Origin of the sequence: Enterobacter hormaechei ATCC 49162 (assembly GCF_001875655.1) — a bacterium.
In the GTDB taxonomy this organism is placed as follows: Bacteria; Pseudomonadota; Gammaproteobacteria; order Enterobacterales; family Enterobacteriaceae; genus Enterobacter; species Enterobacter hormaechei.
In genome coordinates this window covers 741,596-758,570 of the sequence record NZ_MKEQ01000002.1, presented here as the reverse complement: position 1 = coordinate 758,570, position 16,975 = coordinate 741,596, and the positions used below count along the sequence as shown (strand labels likewise).

17 protein-coding genes are annotated in these 16,975 nt (G+C 60.7%); 8 read left to right on the top strand and 9 right to left on the bottom strand.

The features are described 5' to 3' along the window. Positions 1-151 precede the first annotated feature (151 nt). Together ascF and BH712_RS22725 are read left to right on the top strand one after the other, a co-directional pair. Positions 152-1,603: a PTS cellobiose/arbutin/salicin transporter subunit IIBC gene (ascF, locus tag BH712_RS22730; protein WP_006811731.1), complete on the top strand. Its 1,452-nt coding sequence runs from the start codon at positions 152-154 to the stop codon at positions 1,601-1,603. Between the two features lie 18 nt (positions 1,604-1,621). Then, a complete protein-coding gene (locus BH712_RS22725) occupies positions 1,622-3,046 on the top strand; it encodes a 6-phospho-beta-glucosidase (protein WP_006811732.1) in 1,425 nt (474 codons plus the stop codon). 71 nt (positions 3,047-3,117) lie between these two features. Here BH712_RS22725 and hycI read toward each other — a convergent pair whose 3' ends face one another. The 9 genes from hycI to hycA all read right to left on the bottom strand — a co-directional run bounded on the left by hycI (position 3,118) and on the right by hycA (position 10,916). After that, positions 3,118-3,591, bottom strand: a complete 474-nt coding sequence (hycI, locus tag BH712_RS22720) for a hydrogenase maturation peptidase HycI (RefSeq protein WP_006811733.1) — start codon at positions 3,589-3,591, stop codon at positions 3,118-3,120. After that, positions 3,584-3,994 carry a formate hydrogenlyase maturation HycH family protein gene (locus BH712_RS22715; RefSeq protein ID WP_006811734.1) on the bottom strand — a complete coding sequence of 137 codons (411 nt, stop codon included), beginning with the start codon at positions 3,992-3,994 and terminating at the stop codon, positions 3,584-3,586. The genes hycI and BH712_RS22715 overlap by 8 nt, the downstream gene beginning before the upstream one ends. Then, the gene (locus BH712_RS22710; RefSeq protein ID WP_006811735.1) at positions 3,991-4,758 is read right to left on the bottom strand and encodes an NADH-quinone oxidoreductase subunit B family protein; all 768 of its coding nucleotides are present in this window, start codon (positions 4,756-4,758) and stop codon (positions 3,991-3,993) included. The genes BH712_RS22715 and BH712_RS22710 overlap by 4 nt, the downstream gene beginning before the upstream one ends. Continuing rightward, positions 4,758-5,300 (bottom strand): formate hydrogenlyase complex iron-sulfur subunit, encoded by a 543-nt coding sequence (locus tag BH712_RS22705; RefSeq protein WP_006811736.1) that lies wholly within the window; start codon positions 5,298-5,300, stop codon positions 4,758-4,760. Before BH712_RS22705 ends, BH712_RS22710 begins: the two co-directional genes overlap by 1 nt. A gap of 9 nt (positions 5,301-5,309) precedes the next feature. Beyond that, positions 5,310-7,019 (bottom strand): formate hydrogenlyase subunit HycE, encoded by a 1,710-nt coding sequence (gene hycE, locus BH712_RS22700; RefSeq protein ID WP_006811737.1) that lies wholly within the window; start codon positions 7,017-7,019, stop codon positions 5,310-5,312. A gap of 15 nt (positions 7,020-7,034) precedes the next feature. Then, positions 7,035-7,958 carry a respiratory chain complex I subunit 1 family protein gene (locus BH712_RS22695; protein ID WP_006811738.1) on the bottom strand — a complete coding sequence of 308 codons (924 nt, stop codon included), beginning with the start codon at positions 7,956-7,958 and terminating at the stop codon, positions 7,035-7,037. Between the two features lies 1 nt (position 7,959). Continuing rightward, the gene (hycC, locus tag BH712_RS22690; RefSeq protein ID WP_006811739.1) at positions 7,960-9,774 is read right to left on the bottom strand and encodes a formate hydrogenlyase subunit 3; all 1,815 of its coding nucleotides are present in this window, start codon (positions 9,772-9,774) and stop codon (positions 7,960-7,962) included. Further along, positions 9,771-10,379 carry a 4Fe-4S dicluster domain-containing protein gene (locus tag BH712_RS22685; RefSeq protein ID WP_006811740.1) on the bottom strand — a complete coding sequence of 203 codons (609 nt, stop codon included), beginning with the start codon at positions 10,377-10,379 and terminating at the stop codon, positions 9,771-9,773. The genes hycC and BH712_RS22685 overlap by 4 nt, the downstream gene beginning before the upstream one ends. Before the next feature lie 72 nt (positions 10,380-10,451). After that, entirely contained in the window at positions 10,452-10,916 is a 465-nt protein-coding gene (gene hycA, locus BH712_RS22680) for a formate hydrogenlyase regulator HycA (RefSeq protein WP_032674024.1), read from the bottom strand. 211 nt (positions 10,917-11,127) lie between these two features. Between hycA and hypA the strand changes: the two genes are divergently transcribed. The 6 genes from hypA to flhA all read left to right on the top strand — a co-directional run bounded on the left by hypA (position 11,128) and on the right by flhA (position 16,875). Continuing rightward, entirely contained in the window at positions 11,128-11,478 is a 351-nt protein-coding gene (gene hypA, locus BH712_RS22675) for a hydrogenase maturation nickel metallochaperone HypA (RefSeq protein ID WP_006811742.1), read from the top strand. Positions 11,479-11,481: 3 nt separating this feature from the next. After that, the gene (gene hypB / locus BH712_RS22670) at positions 11,482-12,345 is read left to right on the top strand and encodes a hydrogenase nickel incorporation protein HypB (RefSeq protein WP_006811743.1); all 864 of its coding nucleotides are present in this window, start codon (positions 11,482-11,484) and stop codon (positions 12,343-12,345) included. Beyond that, positions 12,336-12,608 (top strand): HypC/HybG/HupF family hydrogenase formation chaperone, encoded by a 273-nt coding sequence (locus tag BH712_RS22665; RefSeq protein ID WP_006811744.1) that lies wholly within the window; start codon positions 12,336-12,338, stop codon positions 12,606-12,608. Before hypB ends, BH712_RS22665 begins: the two co-directional genes overlap by 10 nt. A 3-nt stretch (positions 12,609-12,611) precedes the next feature. Continuing rightward, positions 12,612-13,733, top strand: a complete 1,122-nt coding sequence (gene hypD, locus BH712_RS22660; protein ID WP_006811745.1) for a hydrogenase formation protein HypD — start codon at positions 12,612-12,614, stop codon at positions 13,731-13,733. After that, positions 13,730-14,740 carry a hydrogenase expression/formation protein HypE gene (gene hypE, locus BH712_RS22655; RefSeq protein WP_006811746.1) on the top strand — a complete coding sequence of 337 codons (1,011 nt, stop codon included), beginning with the start codon at positions 13,730-13,732 and terminating at the stop codon, positions 14,738-14,740. The genes hypD and hypE overlap by 4 nt, the downstream gene beginning before the upstream one ends. A gap of 62 nt (positions 14,741-14,802) precedes the next feature. Further along, entirely contained in the window at positions 14,803-16,875 is a 2,073-nt protein-coding gene (gene flhA, locus BH712_RS22650; RefSeq protein WP_006811747.1) for a formate hydrogenlyase transcriptional activator FlhA, read from the top strand. Positions 16,876-16,975 lie beyond the last annotated feature (100 nt).

Genomic DNA, 16,975 nt, shown 5'->3' with positions numbered 1-16,975 from the left:
GGCGTTATCACGCTTTTACCACCCCACCGCGATCTGCATCACGAAACGAAAAAATGTACACAAAGCGATCTTGTTTCATTCATAGAAACTCATAATGATTATGTGAAACCGGTTTCCTACACTTCTCACAACGATAACAGGATCACATCCGATGGCAAAAAATTACGCTGCGCTGGCGACCGACGTCGTTAGCGCGCTGGGCGGCAAAGAGAACATCGTCGCCGTCACCCACTGCATGACGCGCCTGCGCTTCGTTCTGAAAGACGAAAGCCTTACCGACGCCGCGCGCCTGAAAAGCATCAGCGGCGTGCTCGGCGTGGTGCGCAACGACAACCAGTGCCAGGTGATCATCGGCAACACCGTGTCCCAGGCATACCGTGAAGTGGTGAGCCTGCTGCCCGCTAACCTGCAACCTGCCGTACCGGAAGGTCCACAGAAGATCACGCTGCGCCGGATTGGCGCCGGGATCCTCGACGCGCTGATCGGCACCATGTCGCCGCTGATCCCGGCGATCATCGGCGGGTCGATGGTTAAGCTGCTGGCGATGATCCTTGAGATGACCGGCGTACTGGGCAAAGGCGACCCGACGCTGACGATCCTCACCGTTATTGGCGACGGCGCGTTCTTCTTCCTGCCGCTGATGGTGGCGGCTTCCGCAGCGGTGAAGTTCAAAACCAACATGTCGCTGGCGATTGCCATTGCGGGCGTGCTGGTGCACCCGAGCTTTATCGAGCTGATGGCGAAAGCGGCGCAGGGCGAGCACGTAGAATTTGCCCTCATTCCGGTCACGGCGGTGAAATACACCTATACCGTTATCCCGGCTCTGGTCATGACATGGTGCCTGTCCTATATCGAGCGCTGGGTGGATCGCATCACCCCGGCGGTGACGAAAAACTTCCTGAAACCGATGCTGATCGTGCTGATTGCCGCCCCGCTCGCCATCGTGCTGATAGGCCCGCTGGGGATCTGGATCGGTAGCGCCATCTCCGCGCTGGTCTACACCATCCACGGCTATCTGGGCTGGCTCTCCGTCGCCATTATGGGCGCGCTGTGGCCGCTGCTGGTGATGACCGGGATGCACCGCGTCTTTACCCCGACCATCATCCAGACCATTGCCGAAACGGGCAAAGAAGGGATGGTGATGCCGTCGGAAATCGGCGCCAATCTGTCACTCGGCGGTTCATCGCTGGCGGTGGCGTGGAAAACCAAAAACCCGGAGCTGCGCCAGACGGCGCTGGCCGCGGCGGCCTCCGCCATCATGGCGGGGATCTCTGAACCGGCCCTGTACGGCGTGGCGGTACGCCTGAAACGTCCGCTGATTGCGAGCCTGATCAGCGGCTTTATCTGCGGTGCGGTGGCTGGCATGGCCGGTCTTGCCAGCCACTCGATGGCGGCGCCGGGGCTGTTCACCAGCGTGCAGTTCTTCGACCCGGCCAACCCGATGACCATCGTCTGGGTGTTTGGCGTGATGGGGCTGGCGGTGGTGCTGTCGTTTGTACTGACCCTGCTGTTAGGGTTTGAGGATATCCCGGTCGAAGACGAAGCCGAAAAAGCGCGTGCCCTGCAAACCGCACCGGTTCAGAACAAAGCAGCAGAAGCATAAACTGAAAGCGAGGTAAGAATGTCTGTTTTTCCACAAGGATTTTTATGGGGCGGCGCGCTTGCCGCCAACCAGAGTGAAGGTGCTTACCGTGAAGGCGGCAAAGGACTGACGACGGTCGACATGATCCCCCACGGCGCGAATCGTCTGGCGGTAAAGGTCGGTAAGGAAAAACGGTTTTCGTTGCGGGACGACGAATTCTACCCGAGCCACGAGGCGATTGATTTTTACCATCGCTACAAAGAAGACATCGCCCTGATGGCGGAGATGGGCTTTACGGTGTTCCGCACCTCGATTGCCTGGAGCCGCCTCTACCCGAACGGCGACGAACCGCTGCCGAATCAGGAAGGCATTGCCTTCTACCGCGCGGTGTTCGAGGAGTGCAAAAAGTACAACATCGAGCCGCTGGTCACGCTCTGCCATTTCGACGTGCCGATGCACCTGGTGACGGAGTACGGCTCCTGGCGCAACCGTAAGATGGTCGATTTCTTTGCCCGCTACGCCCGCACCTGCTTTGAAGAATTTAACGGGCTGGTGAAATACTGGCTGACCTTCAACGAAATCAACATCATGCTGCACAGCCCGTTCTCCGGCGCGGGGCTGGTGTTTGAGGAAGGGGAAAACGAAGATCAGGTGAAATACCAGGCCGCGCATCACGAGCTGGTGGCGAGCGCGCTGGCGACCAAAATCGCCCACGAGGTCAACCCGGAAAACCAGGTCGGCTGTATGCTGGCAGGCGGTAACTTCTACCCTTACTCCTGCAAGCCGGAAGACGTGTGGATGGCGCTGGAGAAAGACCGCGAGAACCTGTTCTTTATCGACGTGCAGGCGCGCGGCAGCTATCCGGCCTACTCCGCCCGCGTGTTCCGCGAAAAAGGCGTGGTGATTGTGAAAGACCCCGGCGACGATGAACTGCTAAAAAACACCGTCGACTTTGTCTCGTTCAGCTATTACGCCTCGCGCTGCGCGTCGGCGGACATGAACGCGGGCAACACCAGCGCGGCGAACATCGTGAAGTCCCTGCGTAACCCGCACATTCAGGTGAGCGAGTGGGGCTGGGGCATCGACCCGCTCGGCCTGCGCATCACCATGAACATGATGTACGACCGCTACCAGAAGCCGCTGTTCCTGGTGGAAAACGGCCTCGGGGCGAAGGATGTTATTGATGAAAACGGCGAGATCAACGACGACTACCGCATCAGCTACCTGCGCGAGCATATCCGCGCAATGGGCGACGCGATTGAGGACGGCGTGCCGCTGCTGGGCTACACCACCTGGGGCTGCATTGATCTGGTGTCGGCCTCAACGGGGGAGATGAGCAAGCGCTACGGGTTTGTGTACGTTGACCGGGACAACGCCGGCAACGGCACGCTGGACCGCAAGCGCAAGAAATCGTTCTGGTGGTATAAGAAGGTGATTGCGAGTAACGGAGAGGATCTGGAGTAGCCTGTTTTGCCGGGTGGCGGCTTCGCCTTACCCGGCCTACAAACTACTCGGTGCGGTTTTCACCCTCTCCCCTATGGGGAGAGGGCCGGGGTGAGGGGTTCAAACCCACCATTTCCAATCCACCCGTCAAGCCGGGAATACACCACCTCCACCGCCGCTTTCACTGGCGGCGTCATCGGATAATAAAACCCGACAATGTCCGGCTGGATCCCCAGAAACAGCACTTCGCCCACGTCGTCTTTAATCTGATCCACCAGATAGTTCAGCGGCATATTGTGGGTGGTCATCATAAACATCTCGGCGATGTCGTCGGGGTCAATCAGGCGGATCTCACCGGGGTTCAGCCCCATATCGGTGGCATCGACGATTAACAGCCTGTCCGGATGCAGTTCTCGAATGGCGACCACGTCATTTTCCGGGGCGCTGCCGCCGTCAATCACCACCCAGTTGCCCGGTGGGTTTGCGTCACACATCTCTGCCAGCAGCGGGCCCGCGCCGTCGTCGCCCATCATGCTGTTGCCGACACACAGTAAAACGTCAGTCACGTAATCTCCTCACCATCAGGTAGATGGCGCTCTCCTGATGAATATCGTGCAGCATGCCGAGCAGCGTTTTGCTCCACGCCTGCTGCGCCGGGGTTTGCCTGCTCAGCGCCGCGTCAAAGGCGTTGGCGAGCATCGTGATGTGGTTGGCGTCGATAACGATCTCGCCGTACTTCGGCACGCCCTCCATTTTGCGCCGCGCCGTGCTGCCCTCTTCCAGCGTGGCGATCCACGCCAGATACTCGGGCCACGGGCAGCTTAGCGCCGTTTCAAGGCAGTCGATCACCCCAAGGTGGTGCCCAATCGCCAGGCTGTAATAGACCACCTGCTGCGCCGCATCCGGCGTGGCGTCGTTCTCATCAATAAACTTACGGCTCAGCTGGCTGAACACCACCGTTTCACTCATCGAATACGCGCCTCATCCACAATGCTGTTCAGGTTCGCCACGATCTCATTGAGACGCGGATCGTTTTCCGCCTCCAGCCAGCGCGCCACCTGATGGTCGCCCTGGCTCAGCAGGCGCAGGTAATCGTCGGCAATCTGGCGACCATAGCGATAGCCTGCCAGTTTCCGCGCCGTGCGGTCGACCTTCACCCGCAGGGGCTGCACCATGTCCGGGTGCAGAATGGCCGCAGGCTGGTTGTCGATCTCGCCCGGCTCGCGGGCGTGGATTTTCTGCTCCAGCAGGCCGAGCGCCATCGCAAAGCCGTACAGCGTCGCGGCGGGCGTCGGCGGGCAGCCCGGGATATAGACGTCCACCGGCACGATTTTGTCGGTGCCGCCCCAGACGCAGTAAAGATCGTGGAAGATGCCGCCGCTGTTGCCGCAGGCGCCGTAGGAGATGCAGATTTTCGGGTCCGGCGCCGACTGCCAGGCGCGCAGCGCGGGCGATCGCATGGCGCGGGTGACCGCCCCGGTAAACAGCAGAATGTCCGCATGGCGCGGGGACGGCACCACTTTGATGCCAAAACGTTCGGCGTCAAACAGCGGCGACAGGGTAGCGAAGATTTCAATTTCGCAGCCGTTGCAGCCGCCGCAGTCCACGCGGTAGACGTAGGCCGAGCGTTTGATTTTTTTCAGCAGCGACGCCTTCATACTGGCGATGGACTCCTCCACCGTCAGCGGCACCGGAATGCCGTTAGCGTCGCGCGGGCCGAGTAAGTTTTCCATCAGCTGGCCTCTCTCATATGACGGGTTAAATCGATGCGGTCAGACGGCAGCAGGCACTTCTGACGCTTGCACTCCGGGCAGGTTTCGAAACTTTCACGATGATGCTCCGCGCGCACGTCGCCGTTGTGCTTCAGCAGCGCGATGGCGTAGTCGATCTCTTTTTGCACGGCGAATGGACGCTTGCAGACGCGGCAGTTGCACAACGCAAAGCGCGACTGCTGGAGAAAATCCTCTTTCTTCCACACCGCCAGCTCGTACTCTGGCGAAAGACGAATGGCGACCGTCGGGCAGACCTCCTCGCAGCGGCCGCAGAAGATGCAGCGCCCGAGGTTAAACTGCCAGGCCAGCTCGCCGGTTTTGAGGTCCGTTTCCACCGTTAAGGCATTCGACGGGCAGGCGTTGACGCAGGCCGCGCAGCCGATGCACTGCTGCGGGTTGTGCTCCGGCTTGCCGCGAAAGTTTTTATCCACCGGGATCGGCTCCAGCGGATAGCTGCTGGTCTGCGCGCCGGTTTTGATCACTTTTTTGATAAAGGTAAACATGGCGAGTCCTTATTTCAGCGGCGAGTTCTTACGCTCGATGCTGTAGCGCTCAAGCTCTTTGTACGGCACCACCTGGCTTTTCTTCTTGCGCACGTCCACTACGGTCATGCGGTCGGTGCAGGAGTAGCACGGGTCGAGGCTTCCGATGATCAGCGGCGCGTCAGAGACAGTGTTGCCGCGCAGCATATAGCGCAGGGTTGGCCAGTTGGCGTAAGTGGCCGCGCGGCAGCGCCAGCGGTAAAGCTTCTGGTTGTCGCCGGTCATGCTCCAGTGGATGTCATCCCCGCGCGGCGCTTCGGCAAAGCCGAGGGCAAAGCGGTTTGGAATGTAGGTGAAGCCCTCCACCATCAGTGGGCCGCCGGGTAGGTTATCGAGACCGAAGTCAATCATGTTCAGGGCGGTGAACACCTCGTTGATGCGCACCTTGAGGCGGGAGATGACGTCGCAGCCCTGCTCGCTGTGCACGGTCATCGGCAGCAGGCCGTAGCCGACGAACGGATGATCGGCGCGGGTATCGCGGGCGTGACCGCTGGCGCGTACCATCGGGCCGACGTTGCTGAAGTCGCGGGCGATTTCAGGGTCAAGACGACCGATGCCGACGGTGCGCTGCTCGATGTTTGGCGTGCTGAGCAGCATGTCCACCAGCTCCTGCACGTCCCGGCGCATCTGCTGCGCCAGCTGGCGGGTCTGGATCATGTCGTCCTTCAGCAGGTCGCGGCGGATCCCGCCGATCAGGTTCAGGCCGTAGGTTTTACGCGCCCCGGTAAGAATTTCTGCCATTTTCATCGACGCTTCACGCACGCGGAAGAACTGCATAAACCCGGAGTCAAAGCCGACGAAGTGGCACGCCAGGCCGAGGTTCAGCAGGTGCGAGTGCAGGCGCTCCACCTCCAGCAGGATGGCGCGGATCATCTGCGCGCGCTCCGGCACCACGATCCCCATGCCGTTTTCCACCGAGGTGGTGTAGGCGGTGCTGTGGGCGAAGCCGCAGATGCCGCACACGCGATCAGAGAGGAACGTGACTTCGTTGTAGCCCATGCGGGTCTCCGCCAGCTTTTCCATGCCGCGGTGGACGTAGAACAGGCGGTAGTCGGCGTCGATGATGTTCTCGCCGTCGACGAACAGGCGGAAGTGTCCCGGTTCGTCGGAGGTCACGTGCAGCGGGCCGATCGGCACCACGTTATTCTTCTTGCTGCCCAGCTCGTTGATGAACTCGTAGGTTTCGCTGTCGGTGGTCGGCGCCGGACGCTGGCGGTAGTCCATGCTGTCTTTGCGCAGCGGATAGAGTTCATCCGGCCAGTCGTCCGGCAGCACCAGACGACGCTCGTCCGGCAGGCCAACCGGTACCAGGCCGTACATGTCGCGCACTTCGCGCTCGCCCCAGACGGCGGCAGGCACGCGCGGCGTAACGGACGGGTACTCCGGCTTGTTCGGGTCGACTTCGACGCGCACGGTGATCCAGCACTTCTCGCCCTGCTCCATCGACATCACGTAGTACACCGCATAGTTGCCGCACAGCTGGCGCTCGTCGTTGCCGAACAGTACTGACAGCCAGCCGCCCTGCTGGTAGTAGAGAAACTCCACCACCTCCGGCAGGTAGTTCACCTTAATGGTGACGGTTACCTGGTCTTTGGTTTGCCAGGACTCCTCGAGCACCACGCCCGGGAAAGCCTGATGCAATGCGGCGAGATACTGCTGACCTTTCTTTTCTTCAGACATAAACACTCTCTTTAATCACGCCACCAGCAAGGAGACGAACGCTAAAAATGCAAAACCAAAACCGGCCCAGGTGATGCGTGACGTTTCGACAAAACGCAGGCGCGCCATGCTGTTTTCAAACAGGGCAATCACCAGCACGCCGATAAGCAGCTTGAGCGCAGCCACCACCACGGCCAGCAGCAGGCCGCCCGCAGAGAAGTGCGACATCTGCCCCCACGGGAAGAAAACGCCGACGAACATCTGCAACACCACCAGCTGCTTGAGGCTGATGCCCCACTTCAGCACCGCAAAGCCGTAGCCGCTGTACTCGGTGAGCGGCCCCTCCTGTAATTCCTGCTCCGCTTCCGCGAGATCGAACGGCAGCTTGCCCATCTCGATAAAGGTGGCGAACGCGCAGGCGCAGAGCGCCAGGAACAGCGGGAGAGAACGTGAAACCGGCCAGTGGTAAACGGTGTCGGTGATAAAACTGATGTGGGTCGAACCTGCTACCTGCGCCGCCACCCACAGCCCCAGCAGCAGAATTGGCTCCACCAGCACGCCGAGCATCGCCTCGCGGCTGGCGCCGATACCCGTAAACGGGCTGCCGGTGTCCAGGCCCGCAATCGCAAAGAAGAAACGGGCGATGGCGAAGAGGTAGATCAGCGTAATCAGATCGCCCAGCACGGGCAGCGGCGAACCCACCGTCACCACCGGCAGCGCGGTGGCGATGGTCAGCATCACGCCCACCATCACGAACGGCGTCAGGCGGAACACCCAGCCTGCGGCATCCGGCGCGACGCTCTGACGGGAGAGCAGTTTGAAGAGATCGCGGTACTCCTGAAGCACGCCAGGCCCGCGACGGTTGTGCAGCCGGGCGCGCGCCACGCGCGTGATGCCCGACAGCAGCGGCGCGGCGGCGAACAGCACCAGCGCCTGAAGAATTGCCAGTAACAGACTCATGTCAGGCTCCTCGTGAAATGACAATCACCACCAGCACCGCCAGCTCGATCAGCGCCAGGCGGCGGAACAGCACGGGCACGGCGGCACCCTGCCAGCCAGGGACCCAGCCCACCGGGTTCAGCCAGTGGCGCAGCTTCAGCACGGCGGCAAAGTTCTCCTTCACCGGCATGGCGAAACCGTGGGCGGTGATGACCATCGACTGCTCGTGTTCGTAACCACAGGCCCACGCCGCGCCGCGCGAGCGGGAGGCGAGACGGTCGCGTCTGAAGAACAGCATCAGCACGAACGGCAGCAGCGGCGCGGCAATCAGCAGCAGCGCCATCATCGGCTGGGAGACGACGGTATGTGCCGTCGCCAGCGGCAGCGGAATGGCATGGCCCAGCAGCGGCAGCAGCCACGGCGCGGCTACCCCGCCCGCGATGCAGCACAGCGCCAGCGCGACCACGCTGGCACACATCAGTACCGGGGCACAGCAGGCGTTTTCCGCTTCGCGGGTGCGCGGTGCGCCGAGGAAGGTGACGCCATAGACTTTCGCCATGCACATCACCGCCAGCGCGCCGGTGATTGCCAGACCCACCGCCAGCAGCGGGCCGAGTAAACGTCCGATAAACGCCTCACTCTGGCCGAGCGCAAAGAAGGACTGGTAAATCACCCACTCTCCGGCAAAGCCGTTCAGCGGTGGCAGTGCGGCCATCGCCATCAGCCCGACCAGCATCGCCAGCGAAATGACGGGCATCTTTTTGCCGATGCCGCCAAGCTTTTCGATATCCCGATGACCGGTGCGGAACCAGACGCTGCCCGCCCCGAGGAACAGGGTGCTTTTAAACAGGCTGTGGTTGACGAGGTGATACAGACCGCCGATAAACCCGGCGGCAATCAGCGCCGGTTGATTCAGCGCCAGCCCGGTGACGCCCGCGCCCATACCGAGCAGGATGATCCCGATGTTCTCCAGGGTGTGGTAGGCCAGCAGGCGCTGAATATTGTGCTCCATCAGGGCGTACAGACCGCCGACAAATGCGGTGATCATCCCCGCAATCAGCAGCGCCACGCCCCACCACAGCGGTGGCTGGCCGCCCGTCAGGGTTATCGTCAGGATGCCGAACAGACCGACCTTCATCACCACCGTAGAAAACAGCGCGGCGGCGGGGGCAGAGGCATTCGCATGCGCCTGCGGGACCCAGCCGTGCAGCGGGATAATCCCGGCCAGCAGGCCAAAACCGACTACGCCCAACAGCCAGACGTCATTGCCCAGCATTTGTCCGTTCAGCGCGGCAAAATCCAGCGTACCGAAACGCTGCCACACCAGCCAGCAGGCCAGCGCCAGCAGCAGCGTGCCGAGGCGTCCAAGCGCAAACCACAGCTTGCCGGAAGCGCTGCATCCGGTCAGGAACACGCCGCACAGGGCCATGATTTCAGCCATCACCACCAGCGCGCCAAGGTTGCTGGCGATAACCGTACAGACCGCGGCGGCCATCAGCAGATTGACCAGCAGGCCGTTGACTTTGGTGTGCGGATGGCGGTGCCAGTCGATATTAAACAGGCTGATAAACAGCCCGCAGAGGCCAAATGTGACCAGCCAGATGGCGTTCAGCGGCGTAAGCTCAACGGCGTGGTGAATCAGCGGGATAATGGTGTCGACGGACTGGCCGTCGATCAGGACAACGCCGCCCGCTGCCAGCGTCATCAGGCTGCCGACCGCCCCGCCGATACCGGCGATCCAGCCGCTCAACGTTTTATTAAAGGAGACCATCGGCGCCAGGACAGCGGCGGCGGCAAACCAGGCCACGCCGCTGGTCATCATCACAATCGCGTTCATTTCGCCCCCTCGTTAAGCGCCTGCAACAGCGAAAGATCGCCGACGTCGGTATTAATGGTCAGCTCGCGCTTGCGTTTGCTGGTGCGGGCAATGTCGCGGATGTTGACCAGCACCAGCGCCCGGGTCGGACAGGTCCGCACGCAGGCCGGACCCTGCTCATCGAAGCTGCACAGGTCGCACTTCACCGCGATAGCGCGGATGCCGGGCACCCAGTCCAGCAGCGTGCTCACGCGTGCCGGAGCCGGTGGCGCAGGCGGCGCTTTCGGGGTATTGGCATTCGCCGGAATATGCAGCGGACGGCTACCGGAAAACTCAATGGCACCGAACGGACAGGCGATGCCGCACAGCTTGCAGCTCACGCACAGGCTTTCGTTCAGCTGTACCGCGCCGTCAACGCGGGTGATGGCATTGACGGGACAGACGCCCGCGCACGGGGCATCTTCACAGTGGTGGCAGAGCTGCGGAGCAGACTCTTTCTCATTACGCATGACGCGCAGGCGCGGCATGGACTGTAGCCCGTGCAGGCGATGCGTTTCCGAGCACGCCGCCTCACAGGTTCGACAGCCAATACAGACCGTCGAGTCAGCAATTACAAAACGGTTCACCGGGTCATCCTCTGGTGATGGTCATTTTTGACGAAAAAAACTGTCTTATCGACACTTCTCGACACTCGCTTTTCAGGCCACGTTCGCGGAGGATTTTCCGTCGATCAGCTGTTTCAGGTTGACTGGCCGATCGTGCTCAACGGCAGCGTAGAGGCCGTGGTAAACCGGCGCGATTTTCTCCAGATAGTGCTCCAGCACCTGCTGGCGATCGCGGTTGCTGACGTGACCGTCCACCATGCCGTCCGCCATCAGCTGCGCCCGGGCGATACAGTACCTGTCGCCCTCTTTCGTCTCGACGTAGTACTCAATCGTGTGGCTGTTGAAGGTCTCCGCCAGGGTGACGTAAATCGTAAAGTGACCAAACAGAACAAAACGCATATCCCCCTGTGCCGCACAGCTCATGGCGTGGTGCAGATGGGCCTTCGACAGCGTGATCCCCTGAATCAGTGAGTTGCAGTACAGGTGCCATTGCTCCTGAAGCTGCTGATGACGTTGCGCGATGTAATCCGCTTTTTCGCTAATTTCCCAAATAGTCATAAAAGGTATCCGGTTAATGGAGTTAGCGGCTGTTAAGCAGATTTCGTGCCAGTTTTTAATACGTTGATTTAAATGATTTTTATCGAGACTGGCACTGTCACCGCCGCGGTGTCGACGTGTCATTTCGACAGCATTGACATCGTCACGCCGTAACACAAATCAAGCTGGCACCGTTATTGCATTTACTGGCGCAAATCATTGAGGAGGCGTCATGCACGAAATCACCCTCTGCCAGCGGGCACTGGAACTTATCGAACAGCAGGCAGTGCAAAATCATGCGAAGCGCGTGACCGGCGTCTGGCTGAAGGTCGGGGCGTTTTCCTGCGTCGAGACCAGCGCCCTCACCTTCTGTTTTGAGCTGGTGTGCCGCGGCACGCTGGCGGAAGGCTGCGAGCTGCATATTGAAGAGCAGCAGGCAGAGTGCTGGTGCGAGCAGTGTCAGGAGTACGTCACGCTGCTGTCATCGAAGGTGCAGCGCTGTCCGCAGTGCCAGAGCAGCGGGCTACGCATCGTGGCAGATGACGGTATGCAGATCCAACGCCTCGAAATCGAGAAGGAGTAAAGTATGTGTAGTACCTGCGGTTGCGCCGAAGGCAACCTGTATATAGAAGGGGATGAACACCGTCCCCACTCCGCGTTTCGTTCCGCGCCCTTTTCCCCTGCCCCGCGTCCCGCGGCGGCCCTGACCGGCATCACCTTTGCGCCGCAGCGTTCCGACGCGGGCGACCTGCATTACGGTTACGGCGAAGCGGGTACCCACGCGCCGGGCATCAGCCAGCGCCAGATGCTGGAGGTGGAGATCAACGTGCTGGACAAAAATAACCAGCTCGCCGCCCGCAACCGCGCCCGCTTTGCCGCGCGCAAACAGCTGGTGCTGAACCTGGTTTCCAGCCCCGGCTCCGGCAAAACCACCCTGCTGACCGAAACGCTCAAACGGCTGAATAAACGCGTCTCCTGCGCCGTTATCGAAGGGGACCAGCAAACCGTTAACGACGCGGCGCGCATCCGCGAAACCGGTACGCCCGCGATTCAGGTCAACACCGGAAAAGGCTGCCACCTGGACGCGCAGATGATCGCCGACGCCGCTCCGCGTCTGCCGCTGGCGGATAACGGCATCCTGTTTATTGAAAACGTCGGCAACCTGGTGTGTCCGGCAAGCTTCGACCTCGGCGAGCGGCATAAAGTGGCGGTGCTCTCCGTCACCGAAGGGGAAGACAAGCCGCTGAAGTACCCGCATATGTTTGCCGCCGCCTCCCTTATGCTGCTGAACAAGGTCGACCTGCTGCCGTACCTGAATTTCGACGTGGATAAGTGCCTGGCTTACGCCCGGGAAGTGAACCCGGATATTGAGATCCTGCTGGTATCCGCCACGCGCGGCGACGGGATGGACGGCTGGCTGAACTGGCTGGAGAGCGAACGATGTGCATAGGCGTCCCCGGACAAATTCATTCCATCGACGGTAATCAGGCCAAAGTGGAGGTCTGTGGCATCCTGCGCGACGTCGATCTGACGCTGGTGGGCAGCACCGATGAAACGGGTGCCTCGCGACTCGGCCAGTGGGTGCTGGTCCACGTGGGGTTTGCCATGAGCGTAATTAATGAGGAGGAAGCCCGCGACACGCTGGACGCGCTACAGAATATGTTTGACGTCGAGCCGGACGTGGGTGCGCTCCTGTACGGCGAGGAGCGATAACCCATGCGTTACGTTGATGAATATCGCGCACCTGAGCAGGTGTTACAGCTTATCGAACGCCTGAAAACCCGCGCGTCGCTGCTGGACTACACGCAAGAAAAACCGTTGCGGATCATGGAGGTGTGCGGCGGACACACCCACGCCATCTTTAAATTTGGCCTCGACCAGCTGCTGCCGGAGAACATCGAGTTTATCCACGGCCCCGGCTGCCCGGTGTGCGTGCTGCCGATGGGGCGTATCGACAGCTGTCTCGACATCGCCAGCCGCCCCGGTGTGATTTTTTGCACCTTTGGCGACGCCATGCGCGTACCGGGGAAAAATGGCTCGCTGCTCCAGGCGAAGGCGCGCGGCGCGGACGTGCGGATCGTCTACTCGCCGATGGATGCCCTGACGCTGGCAATGGATAACCCTGAGCGCAAGGTCGTCTTTTTCGGGCTGGGTTTTGAGACCACCATGCCCGCCACCGCCATCACGATCCAGCAGGCGAAAGCCCGCAACGTCACTAACTTTTACTTTTTCTGCCAGCACATCACGCTTATTCCCACGCTGCGCAGCCTGCTTGAAGCGCCGGATAACGGTATCGATGCGTTTCTGGCGCCAGGCCACGTCAGCATGGTGATTGGCACAGAAGCCTACGGTTTTATCGCTGAACAGTACAATCGTCCGTTAGTGGTGGCTGGTTTCGAGCCACTTGATCTACTGCAAGGCGTGGCCATGCTGGTTGAGCAGAAAATAGCGGCCCTGAGTACGGTGGAAAATCAGTATCGTCGCGTGGTGCCCGATGCAGGAAACAGACGGGCACAGCAGGCAATCGCCGACGTGTTTAGCGTCGAAGGCGACAGCGAGTGGCGCGGACTGGGGCTGATTACCGGATCCGGCGTACACCTGACGCCCGCGTATCGCGCGTTCGACGCCGAAGCGCATTTCCGCCCGCAGCCGCAACAGGTGTGCGACGATCCCCGCGCCCGCTGTGGCGACGTACTCACCGGCAAATGTAAACCTCATCACTGCCCGTTATTTGGCAACGCCTGTAACCCGCAAACCGCGTTTGGCGCGCTGATGGTCTCTTCCGAAGGGGCATGCGCCGCGTGGTATCAATATCGCAACCAGGAGTGTGAAGCATGAACACGGTGGAAATGGCGCACGGAAGCGGTGGACAGGCGATGCAGCAGCTGATTAACCGGCTGTTCATGGACGCCTTTGATAACCCCTGGCTCGCCGAGCAGGAGGATCAGGCGCGCATCGCGCTCTCAACGCTCACCGCACACGGCGACAGGCTGGCCTTCTCCACCGACAGCTATGTGATTGACCCGCTGTTCTTCCCGGGCGGCGATATCGGCAAGCTCGCCGTCTGCGGCACGGCAAACGACGTCGCCGTCAGCGGTGCCCTTCCGCGCTACCTCTCCTGCGGGTTTATCCTTGAAGAAGGTCTACCGATGGAGACCCTCACGGCGGTGGTCAACAGCATGGCGCGCACCGCCCGCGAGGCGGGTATCGCCATCGTGACCGGGGATACCAAGGTGGTACAGCGCGGCGCGGCGGATAAGCTTTTCATCAACACCGCTGGCATGGGGGCGATCCCCGCCGGCATTCACTGGGGCGCGCAGCAGCTTTGCGCAGGCGACGTGCTGATTGTCAGCGGCACGCTGGGCTGCCACGGAGCGACTATTCTTAACCTGCGCGAAGGCTTAGGGCTGGATGGCGAGCTTCGCAGCGACTGCGCAGTACTCACGCCGCTGATCCAGGCGCTGCGCGACATGCCGGGCGTAAAAGCCCTGCGCGATGCCACGCGAGGCGGCGTGAATGCCGTGGTACACGAATTTGCCGCAAGCAGCGGCTGCGGGATTGAGCTGACCGAGCGCGGCCTGCCCGTTAAGCCTGCCGTACGCGGGCTGTGCGAACTCTTAGGGCTAGACCCGCTTAACTTTGCCAACGAGGGCAAGCTGGTGATCGGCGTGGAACGGTCGGCGGCGGAAGCCGTACTTGCACAGTTAAGAGCGCATCCCTTAGGGAAAGACGCGGCCATCATCGGCGACGTGGTTGAGCGCAAAGGGGTGCGCCTGACCGGGCTTTACGGCGTGAAGCGCACGCTGGATCTGCCGCACGCTGAACCGTTACCCCGAATTTGCTAGGCCGCGCCAAAAGCGGTCAGCGCTGAATTTCTCTTTTTGCCAGTTTCTATTGGAAAGCAATAATGCCGTATACACCGATGAGCGATCTTGGACAGCAGGGCCTGTTTGACATCACGCGCACACTTTTACAACAGCCCGACCTGGGTGCGCTAAGCGATACCCTGACGCGGCTGGTCAGGCAATCAGCGCTGGCGGACAGCGCCGCCATTGTGCTCTGGCATAGCGCAACCCACCGCGCGAGCTATTTCTCAACGCGTGATAACGGCAAAATCTTCGAATATGAGGATGAAACGTTTCTGGCCCACGGGCCGGTGCGGCGTATTCTCTCCCGCCCGGAAGCGCTGCACTGCAATTATGACCAGTTTCGCCAGGCCTGGCCGAAGCTGGCAGAGAGCAACCTTTACCGCCCGTTCGGCCACTACAGCATGCTACCGCTGGCGGTGGAAGGGCAAATTTTTGGCGGCTGCGAGTTTATCCGCAATACCGACCAGCCCTGGAGCGAGGCGGAGTACGAACGCCTGCACACCTTTACCCAGATTGTGGCCGTTGTCGCGGAGCAGATCCAAAGCCGCGTCACCAATAACGTGGATTACGACCTGCTGAGCCGCGAGCGCGATAACTTCCGCATTCTGGTCGCCATCACCAACGCCGTGCTCTCCCGCCTCGATATGGATGAGCTGGTCAGCGAAGTGTCAAAAGAGATCCACCACTATTTTAAAATCGACGCCATCAGCATTGCGCTACGCGGCAACCGGAAAGGCAAGCTGAACATCTACTCCACCCACTACCTCGATGAAGCTAACCCGGCGCACGAGCAGAGTGAAGTGGACGAGGCCGGAACGCTGTCCGAGCGGGTATTCAAAAGCAAAGAGATCTTGCTGCTGAATCTCAGCGAACAGGATCCGGTAGCCCCCTACGAACGCATGCTGTTCAACACCTGGGGCAACAAGATCCAGACCCTGTGCCTGCTGCCGCTGATGTCCGGAAACACCATGCTGGGCGTGCTTAAACTGGCGCAGTGCGATGAAGCCGTATTTACCACCGCCAACCTGAAGCTGCTGCGCCAGATCGCCGAGCGTATCTCCATTGCGCTGGATAACGCCCTCGCCTATCAGGAGATCCATCGCCTGAAGGAGCGGCTGGTGGACGAAAACCTGGCCCTGACCGAACAGCTCAACAACGTGGACAGCGAGTTTGGCGAAATCATCGGACGCAGCGATGCCATGTACAGCGTCCTCAAGCAGGTGGAAATGGTGGCGCAGAGCGACAGCACGGTGCTGATCCTCGGTGAAACCGGCACCGGAAAAGAGCTGATTGCCCGCGCCATTCACAACCTGAGCAACCGCAACAGCCGCCGGATGGTGAAGATGAACTGCGCGGCGATGCCTGCGGGACTGCTGGAAAGCGACCTGTTCGGCCACGAGCGCGGCGCCTTTACCGGCGCCAGTAGCCAGCGGCTGGGCCGTTTTGAACTGGCGGATAAAAGCTCGTTGTTCCTCGACGAAGTGGGCGATATGCCGCTGGAGCTACAGCCTAAACTGCTGCGCGTTTTGCAGGAGCAGGAATTTGAGCGCCTCGGCAGCAACAAGCTGATCCAGACTGACGTGCGTCTGATTGCCGCCACCAACCGCGATCTGAAAAAAATGGTCGCCGACCGCGAGTTTCGCAGCGATCTTTACTATCGCCTGAACGTCTTCCCGATCTGCCTGCCGCCGCTGCGCGAGCGCCCGGAAGATATTCCGCTGCTGGTGAAAGCTTTTACCGCGAAGATTGCCCGCCGGATGGGGCGGAATATCGACAGTATTCCTGCCGAAACGCTACGCACCCTCTCGGCGATGGAGTGGCCGGGGAACGTACGCGAGCTGGAAAACGTCATTGAGCGCGCGGTTCTGCTGACGCGCGGGAACGTGCTCCAGCTCTCCCTGCCAGAGGTTGCTCTCCCTGAAACACCCGTGGCCGCAACCGCGCTTGCGAAAGAGGGAGAAGATGAATATCAGCGCATTATGCGCGTGCTGAAGGAGACCAACGGCGTGGTCGCCGGGCCTAAGGGCGCAGCCCAGCGGCTGGGGCTGAAACGCACCACCTTGCTCTCGCGCATGAAGCGTCTGGGAATCGATAAAGAGAGCCTGCTTTAACCCGTCATTCCGGCGCCGCTTATGGCGCCGCCTTTCATCACCCTGCGTAATTGTCCCACATTGACACAATATATTTTCCTCTGTATAAAATTCCGCCTTA

What these genes read in the sequence shown, in the direction of transcription:
- ascF (WP_006811731.1), top strand. Translation starts at nt 152, where the DNA reads ATGGCAAAAAATTACGCTGCGCTGGCGACCGACGTCGTTAGCGCGCTG.
- BH712_RS22725 (WP_006811732.1), top strand. Translation starts at nt 1,622, where the DNA reads ATGTCTGTTTTTCCACAAGGATTTTTATGGGGCGGCGCGCTTGCCGCC.
- BH712_RS22715 (WP_006811734.1), bottom strand. Translation starts at nt 3,994, where the DNA reads ATGAGTGAAACGGTGGTGTTCAGCCAGCTGAGCCGTAAGTTTATTGAT.
- BH712_RS22710 (WP_006811735.1), bottom strand. Translation starts at nt 4,758, where the DNA reads ATGGAAAACTTACTCGGCCCGCGCGACGCTAACGGCATTCCGGTGCCG.
- BH712_RS22705 (WP_006811736.1), bottom strand. Translation starts at nt 5,300, where the DNA reads ATGTTTACCTTTATCAAAAAAGTGATCAAAACCGGCGCGCAGACCAGC.
- hycE (WP_006811737.1), bottom strand. Translation starts at nt 7,019, where the DNA reads ATGTCTGAAGAAAAGAAAGGTCAGCAGTATCTCGCCGCATTGCATCAG.
- BH712_RS22695 (WP_006811738.1), bottom strand. Translation starts at nt 7,958, where the DNA reads ATGAGTCTGTTACTGGCAATTCTTCAGGCGCTGGTGCTGTTCGCCGCC.
- hycC (WP_006811739.1), bottom strand. Translation starts at nt 9,774, where the DNA reads ATGAACGCGATTGTGATGATGACCAGCGGCGTGGCCTGGTTTGCCGCC.
- hycA (WP_032674024.1), bottom strand. Translation starts at nt 10,916, where the DNA reads ATGACTATTTGGGAAATTAGCGAAAAAGCGGATTACATCGCGCAACGT.
- hypA (WP_006811742.1), top strand. Translation starts at nt 11,128, where the DNA reads ATGCACGAAATCACCCTCTGCCAGCGGGCACTGGAACTTATCGAACAG.
- hypB (WP_006811743.1), top strand. Translation starts at nt 11,482, where the DNA reads ATGTGTAGTACCTGCGGTTGCGCCGAAGGCAACCTGTATATAGAAGGG.
- BH712_RS22665 (WP_006811744.1), top strand. Translation starts at nt 12,336, where the DNA reads ATGTGCATAGGCGTCCCCGGACAAATTCATTCCATCGACGGTAATCAG.
- hypD (WP_006811745.1), top strand. Translation starts at nt 12,612, where the DNA reads ATGCGTTACGTTGATGAATATCGCGCACCTGAGCAGGTGTTACAGCTT.
- hypE (WP_006811746.1), top strand. Translation starts at nt 13,730, where the DNA reads ATGAACACGGTGGAAATGGCGCACGGAAGCGGTGGACAGGCGATGCAG.
- flhA (WP_006811747.1), top strand. Translation starts at nt 14,803, where the DNA reads ATGCCGTATACACCGATGAGCGATCTTGGACAGCAGGGCCTGTTTGAC.